We start from the raw sequence: 9,599 nt of genomic DNA, 5'->3' as shown, positions 1-9,599 counted from the left end.
ACGACGGGACTCGAACCCGCGAGTAGTGGAACCACAATCCACAGCGATAATCGTTTGGAATAAACAGGACCCGCGAAGGCTAACCCGAAGCTGGAACGCTGCTATTGCTTGAGCTTCAGCATCAGGTTGGGTTCGACGAACAGGAGGGCAATGTTAAATTCGGAGTAAGTTTTTTCAAGCTGAGTCAGAAAAGATGGTGAACTCCGAAGGATCAGCCGACCCGAACGTTCAAGCAATGAATGTTGAGCAAGCAAAGTTGTATGAGCGAATTCAAGCATTTTCGTTAGATCAACCAGAGGCTCCACTATCTTTTAGCCAACGCTTAGCCAAAGAAAATGGTTGGTCATTACACTATGCTCTGCAAGCGATTGAGGAGTATAAGAAGTTTACTTTTTTGGCTGTAGCAGCAGGTCATCCAGCCACCCCTTCAGACCCAGTAGACCAAGTTTGGCATCTCCACTTGAGCCATACGCGATCGTATTGGCAAGAGTTCTGCCCCAAGGTTTTGCAAACACCACTTCATCACGATCCAACTCAAGGGGGAGCGGCTGAAAATCAAAAATTTGATGACTGGTATAGCAAGACTCTGGAGAGCTACGAACGAATTTTTGGAGCAAAACCTCCAGCAGAACTTTGGTCTACACCAAAGGAGCGGTTTGGACGCGACTTACATTTTGTGCGAGTGAATACTCAGCAGAACTGGATACTGCAAAAAACTCAATTTCATAGAACTACCACGGTAGGCTTTGCCAGTGTTGCAGCGTTGATCATGAGTGGCTGCCATATGAGAGGCTTTGCTAGTGAGATTGATCCATTAGGAGCAGTTTTGCTGGCTGGACTTGGAGTTGGGGCAGGATATGGGCTAATTAGCTTTCTTGTTGGCGTCGTCGCTTCCTTAAGGAGACCAAGGACTTTTCGGGCTTACGGGCCAGGGTGTGGCAATAGTGATGCCAGCGATGGGTGTGGGGGTCGTGGGGGATGGAATTGGCAGGATTTTTCAGGTCATCATTCTGACTCTAGCGGAGACGATTCTGGGTGCGGTGACTCTGGAGGCAGCGATGGTGGCGGTTGTAGCGGTGGCGGCAGTGGCGGTTGTGGCGGTTGTGGCGGTGGCGGCGAATAGCTGTACAACCATTCGGCTGGAGCAGACTATCAAAAGTTGCGTCTGGAGTTGCAAACGTTATCAACTGCTCAGCCGAAACGTTAGACTGCTTCACCTAGCCAAAGCGACCGCCTTGCTCAAGCGGTTGAGATACTGTTGATATTTTAGCTATTGAGAATACTTGAAATCCCTACCATCACTAGCTTACAAGCTAAAAATTCCTGCCTTGGGGTAGTAGGGGTCAGAAGCTCAAAAGTTGGGGGATCTCCGTCTGTATTTAGGCAAAGTTTAGGCAAGAGGTAAAGCGCTTCTCTGCAACCTATAGCTAGAGGGCGCTTTACTATTTCCATGAAAGGACTGCAAATTCTTTACCTCAAACCAACCTGCAAATATTCCGTCGTTTTATTTACTCTTCCCTTGCCCAAACCAAAACGCAGCTTTCATTACTCCATACCTGTAAATAAACTCGTTTCCAAATCAACGTCTCAATTCTTCTTAGAACGGATGAGTTTGTTTATAGGTATGCCCGAAAGAAGCCGTTTTAAGGACAGAATGCTCTATTCGATAGTTAGTTTTGCCTAATTAGCAAAATTTTAGCTAATCGACCTCAATGCTGGGAGCCAGCAAGCAGTTACCACACTATAAAAGAGTAAAGGCAGTTTTAGATCAGTTCGTCAACGAGGGTAAGGGAGATGGTCAAAAAGAAAAAGAGTGAGAGACCCTGGAGCTACAAACGCACTCCTGATGGTTGGGAAGTGTGCCTGGACGGTAAAAGTAAAGGCATCGTGGTCAAGGATGGTCCTGCCGACACTCCTTGGAGATGGAAATCGCTGGGTCAGAGTGGAGAACTTCACAGTACCCGGAATGAGGCAGCAGCAGCACTTTTGCAAGCGTACAAAGAAAAGTAAAAACAAGCTAGGGCTTTGTGTTGAAATAGGGGCGATCGCTTATTCTCAAACCTTAACTGGCAGACTAAAAATTCCCACAGCCTTTAACTGGCAAAATGTTGTTGGATTCCGTAGAAGCACACTAATGAGGATGCTGGTTCTCAGGGTAGATGGCATTAATTCCAGGGATAGTCATGATCACTCTACGATGGAATGAACCAGAGAGAACGCAATGAAAATATTGATCGTGTTGACTTCCCATGACCAGCTTGGCAACACGGGGAAGAAAACTGGGTTTTGGCTGGAAGAGTTCACGAGTCCTTACTACGTCTTCAAAGATGCTGGGGCAGACATTACTTTGGCGTCTCCTCAGGGTGGGCAACCACCGTTGGACCCCAAAAGTGACGACCCAGCAGCGCAAAGTGAGACCACCTGCCGCTTCAAGCAGGACTCAGAAGCACAAGCTGCGTTAGCCAACACCCTGCCGCTATCGAGCATCGCTGCTGAAGACTACGATGCGGTGTTTTATCCTGGAGGCCACGGCCCTTTATGGGACCTCGCTGAAGACCGTGACTCTATTGCCTTAATCGAAGCGATGTATGCGGCGGGAAAACCGACCGCTGCGGTTTGTCATGGCCCAGGTGTATTTCGTCATGCCAAAGCGCCTGACGGCTCCCCCTTAGTCCAAGGCAAATCTGTAACTGGTTTTGCTAATACTGAAGAAGCGGCAGTTGAGCTCACAGATATCGTCCCATTTCTGGTGGAGGACGAGTTGAAAAAGAACGGGGGTAAATATTCGAAAGCAGCGGACTGGCAGTCCTACACGATTCATGATGGTAATTTGATTACTGGTCAAAATCCTGCCTCATCTGAGGCTGGAGCTCAAGCAGTTTTGCAACAGCTGAGGGGCTAAGCCTGGTGTGCCGAGAACTGCTCAGCTTCGGCCTTGACGACGTGACTCGCGCCTCACTCTCCATTGAGGCAACTCTCTCTTGCTTCTGCTGCAAGTTCAACCGTTGTAGAGTGGCACAAAGCGATTCTAGAGAAGGTTTGCGTGGCATGGCAAATTCTTGTGTAACTTCAGTTGTTATTTCCCCAGTTACACAAGAAGCCTTTTCCTCAAGTAGTCTGGCAACCTGGTGTAATCTCCATTTGTACTGGTCCAAACGCTGGCTAATTAACCCGTATTCTTGTGTAACTCGGGAAGAGAGCTACACAAGATCAAAACTGGCATCACATCCTCTCAACCTGGAGGAGCGCTTTCTGAGGAGCTGGAACTGTAATCCACATGTCCGACCCATAAAACTCCCCTGGCTGCTCAAGTTCAAAGTCTCCTAGCAGTAACCCTAGCCACAGGTTTACCCAAGGCATTCCGAGTCCTCGATACAACTGCTGGAGGGAAATCCTCGGTTCTCGATGCCGGAGGCACTGACTGATTGCTTGGCTCCACTCTGCGACTGCCTCTTCATGAGCGATCGCCCAAACTAAATCTGCTTCAGCTTGTCGCTCCTTCTCTCCTCCCGCATCTACCGCCCACTCCTCCAACCATTCCAAGAGCACATCCTTATCCACCAGAGCGGCAATCGATCCCGGTTCTACATCCTGAGCGGGCGATCGCTTGGCTCTGCGTTTGTGTGGAGGAGCAGGCTCCATCAACTCGCCCAAATCCACACTCATTGTTTGGCGCACCACATCCGCAAAGAAGCCTGACTCGACAACCGGATCACGGTAGGCCTCCTCCCATTCCGTAATCAATACCTCTGCTCGTACAGCACACAACTCAGCCACTCGCAGCAGCGCTTCCCCCGCTACTTGCAACTGTTCTGGCTCTGGGGCTTGAGCGATCGCCACTTCTATCTGCCCCAACAACTCTCCTAAATTTGCTTGCTCTGGCATGATCTGAGCTGCTCTCAAAGAATCCCACAGCGGTAGTTCTAGCTGCTGATTCATCTTGACCTCTCTCTTCCTGACAGTGCCTCCAGATGAGTCGCATGGTAAGCACAAGGACGGATCGGGCACTGAGATACCGAATGCTGCTGCTCATGGGCATAGCGCTCAAACCCACCGCGTCGCCCTTCACCATATTGCTGGTACAACGCCTCTAGCAATTGACGCGCATACTCCTTCACCGATCGAGGCGGTAGCCCAAACGTATGTTGAGGTTGCGTCATGGCCGTGGGCTGATTTCCTACCCACAGCTCGGCACACATCGCATGAATCACCACCTCATCATTCGCTTGCCGAGGCTGGTCTACATAAGTATGGAGAACCACATAAGGCACTTCAGGAACCGGAACCACGATTTCTGCAATCTGAGATCGCCGCCTTACGCCTTGAGCCCGTCCCTTCCGGTAATAGGAGCGCCGACTATGACAGATAGCATCTTGCCAGCAACCATCACCTCCAACAGCAGCATCGTGAAGTTTTCGGGCTTCATCTGCCGTCAACAGGCTACAAGCCCAGCAGGTTTCATTCGGCGATCGCCCCATTTGTGTTGAGTTTGAAAAGCTTCCTTATTATGGCTAGCCAAGTAAGATTTTTACCTGTGTTGATAATAATCTTAGAATAATCAGATAGAGATAAGTGTCGTTATCTCTATCTAAAATCCACGCAACTTTTTTGTGGCGATGACTTCATTTCCTGAGGACCCCGTTTTGCTCGTCGTGCTCGTGCTACTAGAGGGCTACAAAGACAAGGAACCTCAGCGAGCGCAATTACCGGACATGCGCCACTTGAAATCGCGCTGACCGGTGGTCACAGTCGGATTTAGCCCAGGGAAGCAGCAGAATTGCTGGAAAACCAACCGTTAGGTAGTCGTTCACCACTCAGTCCAGCCGTTAAAAGTGGAGAGTTGCGATGAAGATTAGGAGTTTGCATTGTGAGTACACAGCAGGAGCATCCAGATAACAGCGCCCTGACTTCTTCCGGGTCAGATCAAGCAGAGGCCAAGATGCTTCAGGTCGATGGCAATCGTCCGATTGATGACAGTGATCTTCAGGTAGAGAGGATTTTGCCCATTGATGGCGGTCGTCCCGTCGTGGCGGATGACATTCAGGTACTCGCCACGATTGAAGTCGATGGCAGTCGTCCGATTGTGGCCAGTTCCTTAGAGTCGACCGAAACTCTGGGCATTGATGGCGATCGCCCCATTACGCCGAGCCATTTGGATGTGAAAGCAGTGGTTGACGAAGATGGCAAACGACCAATTGCCGCAGATAAAGTGCAAACTCGCAAGACCTTTTCTCTCGATGGCGATCGCCCGATTATGGCAGATGAGCCAGAAAAGCCTGATATGCTCCGAGACTACATTGACTAGCGGCGACTGCTCCACATTTGGGGGTGAGTTTGATTCAGGTTAGGCCAAGACCGGTTTTCCAGTGGCAACTGCCTGTTCCACAATATCAGCTGCACGCTGAACACCTCCAGCGCGATGCGTTGCTTGCTGGAGTCTCAACACCTGTTGTTTGTAAGAGTCCTGACTTAGCACTTGTTGAATCACGTTTCGTAATCTGGGAACATTTAACCGGCGCAGCGGCACACATTCCCCGGCTCCTGTCCAAGCAATCCGGGCCGCAACCCCAGGCTGATCATTCGCCACCGGAATGGCGACCATGGGCACTCCCTGCTGCACACATTCCATGGTGGTATTCATGCCGGCATGGGTAATCATGAGCACTGCTTTTTGCAGGAGCTCTAGCTGGGGAGCATACTCCACCACGAGCGGTTTTCCGGGCAAGTCGGGTAGGGATTCAGGTTTAGCAGACCCACCGAGAGAAATGACTAACTGAACCTCTAAGCCTTCACAGGCAGCAGCAATCGTTTCGAACACCCATTGCAAGCGATTTTGCAGCGTTCCCATCGACGCATAGATCAAAGGCTTTCCATTCAACTGGTCGTGTGGAAAGGGAACGGCGATCCGGCTGGCTGGGGTATGGTAAGTGCCGGTGAAGTGGAACCAGGGGGGTAATTCCTGCCGGGGAAATTCAAACTCAGCCGGGGCTTGACTGATCTGAGCCAAGGGGGAGTAAGCCTGATTCGGACTGGAGTAGCGGGGTAATTTCCACTCCCGACGATGGTCATCCAGCAAATCTCGCATCGGTTGAGCAATGCGATTCAGGACTGCATACCCGAGCTGATTGCGCCACCGGGCCCATCTGGCTGGACTGTACCGCCAAGGGGTGCAAAAGGGGGGAATGCTCGGTTCTGCATTGAGCACAACCGCACTGCATACCGTCACAAAGGGCAGCTGCAGCTGCTCTGCGATCGTGCCGCCTTCGACCACTCCCTGGTTGACCAGCAGCGCATCGACCCCCGCTGTTTTGATCGCAGCGGGCGCATCCCGCAGCATTACCGTCGAGAGTTGGTTGAGCAGATGAATCGTATATTGCAGTGCGGCAAGTCCTTGCAATTGTCCGAGTTTGCTCAGCCCCTCTGCACTTGCACCCATCGGAAACTCTACGGCCCCAACTGGGGAGAAGGCGACTCCAGCTGCGAGTGTCTTGGGTTCCGCTTCTGGGATGCCAAAGAGGGTCACGCGATGACCCCGTCGCTGAAGTTCCTGCCCCAAGGGCAACATCGTGTGGAGTGGACCGGTCGCTGCGCCAGGGGTCAGTATCCCAAAATGAGTCATAGTTCCCAGCCAGACAAGTGAAGGGTTTAGGTCAGCACGGCCCTCAAGCGAGGGGTATTTCTGAAGTTAGGTGCATCTAAGCAGAAATCATCCCAGCAAACAACCGCTCAACGACTTTCTCTTCCAATCAGGAGAACGACTCTATGAGTCAAGATAAAATCAAGCCATTGCTCCCCTCAGAAGGGGAGCGGATTGCTGAACTCGCTCAGGAGCAGTTTGGTCTACGCAAAGCGCAACGGCGCGATCGCGCGGGAGAGTAGCGATCGCACCTAGTTTGTTGAGTGAGGGGAAAGCACGAGCGTCTATGCAACCATCCACCGATCCAGTTCTGCCCATCGTGATTGTGCCGCTCACAGGTGGCAAGCAGCCGGAACTTCGGCTACTGGAACCACCTGACTTGCGGCACTGGCAGATTGAGGAGTTTCTACGGCAGACGGGCAAGGCAGACAATACCCAGCGGGCTTATCGAGGCCAACTCGTCCGGTTCGCTGCTTGGTGCGACAAGTCTTGGCTCGATGTGACGCCCAGCGACATCGGCAAGTATCGACGCGACTTGAAGCTCCAGGGGTTGAAGGCAACCTCGGTAAACCATGCGCTCAATACGCTAAAGGCTTTTTATGGGTGGTTGCGGCGGAGCAATGGTTATCCCATGAACCAGCCACTACCGACGGATGCGATCGACTTGGAGCGCCAGGAGGAACCCCAAGCTGATCACCTGGAAAGTGAGGATCTGAGTCAATTGTGGACAGCGTTGGAACTGGATGAGCGAACACGAGTACGTGACCGCGCCATTATTGCTGTGTTGAGTCATGGGCTACGAGCATCGGAGGCTTCGGCACTCAATGTGGAGCACTGGAATGGCAAGATTCTCAAGGTCCATCGCTCCAAGGGACAGAATGTAAGTGAAGTTCCTCTGCATCGAGAAGCGAGACAATATTTGGATGCCTATCTGGAGTGGCGACAGCAGCAGGGCGATATGTTTGAGCCATTGCCGGAGAGTCCGATGTTTCTGGCGCAAGACCCAAAAAGTGCAGGGAAACGCTTAGGTTACAAAGGCTTACATCGGATGGTGAAGCAGTTAGGGGCGATCGCTGGGATAGAGGGGCTGAATCCGCATCGCTTCCGGCATACGTTTGGCACGGAAGTCACACGGCGAGGAGTCGATCCCCTGTTTGGCAAGGAGTTGATGGGCATCAAGAGCGATCGCGTCTTTCAACGCTACACCCAAGGTGTCTTCAAGCAGGCTGCGGCTGAAGCGTATCTGAAGGCGATCGGCGAAGATATCGATGAATCATGACTATCCCTTAACCCTGTAAGTAAGCGATCGCCAATGTTCTGCTAGAACTACTTCATTTCTCTCAGTCACCAGCGACGGGGATGAAGTGGGTGAGCGATGTTCATCTTCAGAGTTATAGAGAAAACCATGTAGTCCCTGATGAGCGGCTGGAACGTTCTGGTCTTCAAAGCGGATGTTTTTTCGAATTCTACAGAATATGAGTCCCAGTTGAGTTACTTGGGCTTGATGAGAATGAGCTTCCTTCTATGGGAGGTTGAGTCGCTGGGGAGGAGCCATCCTAATGATGGCTATTTTAACTAGATCCTCAGACGGGTCTAATGTTATAAAATTACTCTTCTCTATACCAGTAGAACTTCTAATATTATCTTGGAAAAAACAGTTTTGTTTGCAAAGAATATGCCCAACTAATGTATTCCGGATCTTTACGTTTGGACCACTCGGTAAACTTTAATTTACTTTTATTCCTACTGATAGTACTTTCCCTAACTCTAAAGCGCTGAGCTAATTCGGCCTGAGTCAGCCCCTTACCTAGCTCTAGTTCGATCCCTGTTGGTTTATATAGCTCAAGCGATAACTTTTCTATGCTTACCTGTATAGCAGTCACAACTTCACTTAGCTGCTTCATCTGCTCTTCCAAGTCACTTACTCTATCCGGAAGCACTGGCTTTATAGGCGAAAGCAGGCTTATCCCAAAGTAATTCTCTAGAACAAGAGTGACAGCTTGAGAAATAGATTTAAGTTCATGAGTTTCCTTAAATTCTAGTAAGCGGTCGTAAACTACTTGGCGAACATAACCAGTTACTTTAGCTGCATCGGGTGGCATGAATATAACTCAGCTTCTAAGGTCATGCTTTTATGGCACAACTTACAACAGTACTTACATCACTTTAAAGGATCAGTCAATTTGCAAACAAGAGACAAGACAAATGCAAGAAGATGTAGAGCAAAATTAGTCCAAAACTAGTCCAGTTTCAGAAAAGATTTTCCAGGAAAAGGCTAGGCAGGTCGGTTTATAGTACTTTTGTTCTTGAGTATAAATACTGAGTTATTGCGACCTCCGCAACTAGTCAGTATTTGAGGAAATTTTGCTGAAATGCTTAGTAATAAAGACGGCTCGTGAAGTTGAGCTCTTTTTAGAGTACCTCATAAATGCTCCATTTTTAACTTGCTGTGTTACTAATTTTCGATACGCTATGAGTCAGCTAAACCTCTTGATGTAGGGCGCAGAAGGGTAGATGCGAAAGATAAGAGTTGCAGGGTTGTGATGGAGAAAGTTTTATGGCACACGGCAAGGCAAATTTGAAAGGCAACCTAGGGACTGAAGTTTGCGAACCGCCCTTTGAACGTGGACAGGAAGTTCGTTTCCCTGAGGTAAGAGTTCGAGTTTGTAGCCTTGAGGTTGTCAGCCTTGGCTATGGGTTTAGTAATTAGAGGGGATTACAACATCAGAGGAAGCTAAGCTGGACAGCTCTCGTCTCAGGTGCCGTCGATCTAATATTTGCTGCACCGTTTCCCAAGCTTCTGCGGCAATCCACACAGAGCGCTTTTGGTTTCTGCCTTGGCGACGGGCGGCAGTTTGAATCCCAAGTTGCAATAGAAGGCGTCGGAAGATCCAGAGATTATTGCCCTGCTCGGGGTCGTCGGGGATCTTGAACCCTAACCAGCGCTTCACATCCTGAGCAT

The 9,599-nt window shown here is 50.2% G+C and carries 10 protein-coding genes; 5 read left to right on the top strand and 5 right to left on the bottom strand.

The window, feature by feature from the left end; all coding sequences use genetic code 11:
* The first annotated feature begins 193 nt into the window (after nucleotides 1-193).
* From H6F90_RS08060 to H6F90_RS08050, 3 genes are all read left to right on the top strand, one after another.
* The gene (locus tag H6F90_RS08060; RefSeq protein WP_190551799.1) at nucleotides 194-1,123 is read left to right on the top strand and encodes a hypothetical protein; all 930 of its coding nucleotides are present in this window, start codon (nucleotides 194-196) and stop codon (nucleotides 1,121-1,123) included.
* Nucleotides 1,124-1,794: 671 nt separating this feature from the next.
* Nucleotides 1,795-2,010 (top strand): hypothetical protein, encoded by a 216-nt coding sequence (locus tag H6F90_RS08055; RefSeq protein ID WP_190551797.1) that lies wholly within the window; start codon nucleotides 1,795-1,797, stop codon nucleotides 2,008-2,010.
* 211 nt (nucleotides 2,011-2,221) lie between these two features.
* Complete coding sequence (locus tag H6F90_RS08050; protein ID WP_190551795.1) at nucleotides 2,222-2,902, top strand: type 1 glutamine amidotransferase domain-containing protein; 681 nt, start codon at nucleotides 2,222-2,224, stop codon at nucleotides 2,900-2,902.
* A gap of 320 nt (nucleotides 2,903-3,222) precedes the next feature.
* On the opposite strand, the gene H6F90_RS08045 is transcribed toward H6F90_RS08050, so the two are convergent.
* Both H6F90_RS08045 and H6F90_RS08040 read right to left on the bottom strand, forming a co-directional pair.
* Nucleotides 3,223-3,939: a hypothetical protein gene (locus tag H6F90_RS08045; protein ID WP_190551793.1), complete on the bottom strand. Its 717-nt coding sequence runs from the start codon at nucleotides 3,937-3,939 to the stop codon at nucleotides 3,223-3,225.
* Nucleotides 3,936-4,478 carry a hypothetical protein gene (locus tag H6F90_RS08040; protein WP_190551791.1) on the bottom strand — a complete coding sequence of 181 codons (543 nt, stop codon included), beginning with the start codon at nucleotides 4,476-4,478 and terminating at the stop codon, nucleotides 3,936-3,938. Before H6F90_RS08040 ends, H6F90_RS08045 begins: the two co-directional genes overlap by 4 nt.
* A 389-nt stretch (nucleotides 4,479-4,867) precedes the next feature.
* Here H6F90_RS08040 and H6F90_RS08035 point away from each other — a divergent pair, with 389 nt between their 5' ends.
* Nucleotides 4,868-5,305, top strand: coding sequence for a hypothetical protein (locus H6F90_RS08035; protein WP_242024389.1), 438 nt, complete (start codon nucleotides 4,868-4,870; stop codon nucleotides 5,303-5,305).
* Nucleotides 5,306-5,344: 39 nt separating this feature from the next.
* Here H6F90_RS08035 and H6F90_RS08030 read toward each other — a convergent pair whose 3' ends face one another.
* On the bottom strand, nucleotides 5,345-6,619 hold the full coding sequence (locus H6F90_RS08030; RefSeq protein WP_190551788.1) for a glycosyltransferase: 1,275 nt from the start codon (nucleotides 6,617-6,619) through the stop codon (nucleotides 5,345-5,347).
* A gap of 304 nt (nucleotides 6,620-6,923) precedes the next feature.
* On the opposite strand from H6F90_RS08030, the gene H6F90_RS08025 reads away from it, so the two are divergent.
* Nucleotides 6,924-7,916, top strand: coding sequence for a tyrosine-type recombinase/integrase (locus tag H6F90_RS08025; RefSeq protein ID WP_190551786.1), 993 nt, complete (start codon nucleotides 6,924-6,926; stop codon nucleotides 7,914-7,916).
* 361 nt (nucleotides 7,917-8,277) lie between these two features.
* Here the strand turns inward: H6F90_RS08025 and H6F90_RS08020 are convergent, their stop codons facing one another.
* Nucleotides 8,278-8,739 (bottom strand): hypothetical protein, encoded by a 462-nt coding sequence (locus H6F90_RS08020; protein WP_190551784.1) that lies wholly within the window; start codon nucleotides 8,737-8,739, stop codon nucleotides 8,278-8,280.
* Between the two features lie 597 nt (nucleotides 8,740-9,336).
* Nucleotides 9,337-9,599 (bottom strand): hypothetical protein (locus H6F90_RS08015; protein WP_190551782.1); only part of this gene is annotated, 263 nt, incomplete at its 5' end.

The organism is Trichocoleus sp. FACHB-591 (assembly GCF_014695845.1).
Lineage (GTDB): Bacteria > Cyanobacteriota > Cyanobacteriia > FACHB-46 > FACHB-46 > Trichocoleus.
This window is presented reverse-complemented; position numbering and strand designations above follow the sequence as displayed.

Excerpts from the sequence above, each read along its gene's own strand:
- H6F90_RS08060 (WP_190551799.1), top strand. The coding sequence starts at position 194 with ATGGTGAACTCCGAAGGATCAGCCGACCCGAACGTTCAAGCAATGAAT.
- H6F90_RS08055 (WP_190551797.1), top strand. The coding sequence starts at position 1,795 with ATGGTCAAAAAGAAAAAGAGTGAGAGACCCTGGAGCTACAAACGCACT.
- H6F90_RS08050 (WP_190551795.1), top strand. The coding sequence starts at position 2,222 with ATGAAAATATTGATCGTGTTGACTTCCCATGACCAGCTTGGCAACACG.
- H6F90_RS08045 (WP_190551793.1), bottom strand. The coding sequence starts at position 3,939 with ATGAATCAGCAGCTAGAACTACCGCTGTGGGATTCTTTGAGAGCAGCT.
- H6F90_RS08040 (WP_190551791.1), bottom strand. The coding sequence starts at position 4,478 with ATGGGGCGATCGCCGAATGAAACCTGCTGGGCTTGTAGCCTGTTGACG.
- H6F90_RS08030 (WP_190551788.1), bottom strand. The coding sequence starts at position 6,619 with ATGACTCATTTTGGGATACTGACCCCTGGCGCAGCGACCGGTCCACTC.
- H6F90_RS08025 (WP_190551786.1), top strand. The coding sequence starts at position 6,924 with ATGCAACCATCCACCGATCCAGTTCTGCCCATCGTGATTGTGCCGCTC.
- H6F90_RS08020 (WP_190551784.1), bottom strand. The coding sequence starts at position 8,739 with ATGCCACCCGATGCAGCTAAAGTAACTGGTTATGTTCGCCAAGTAGTT.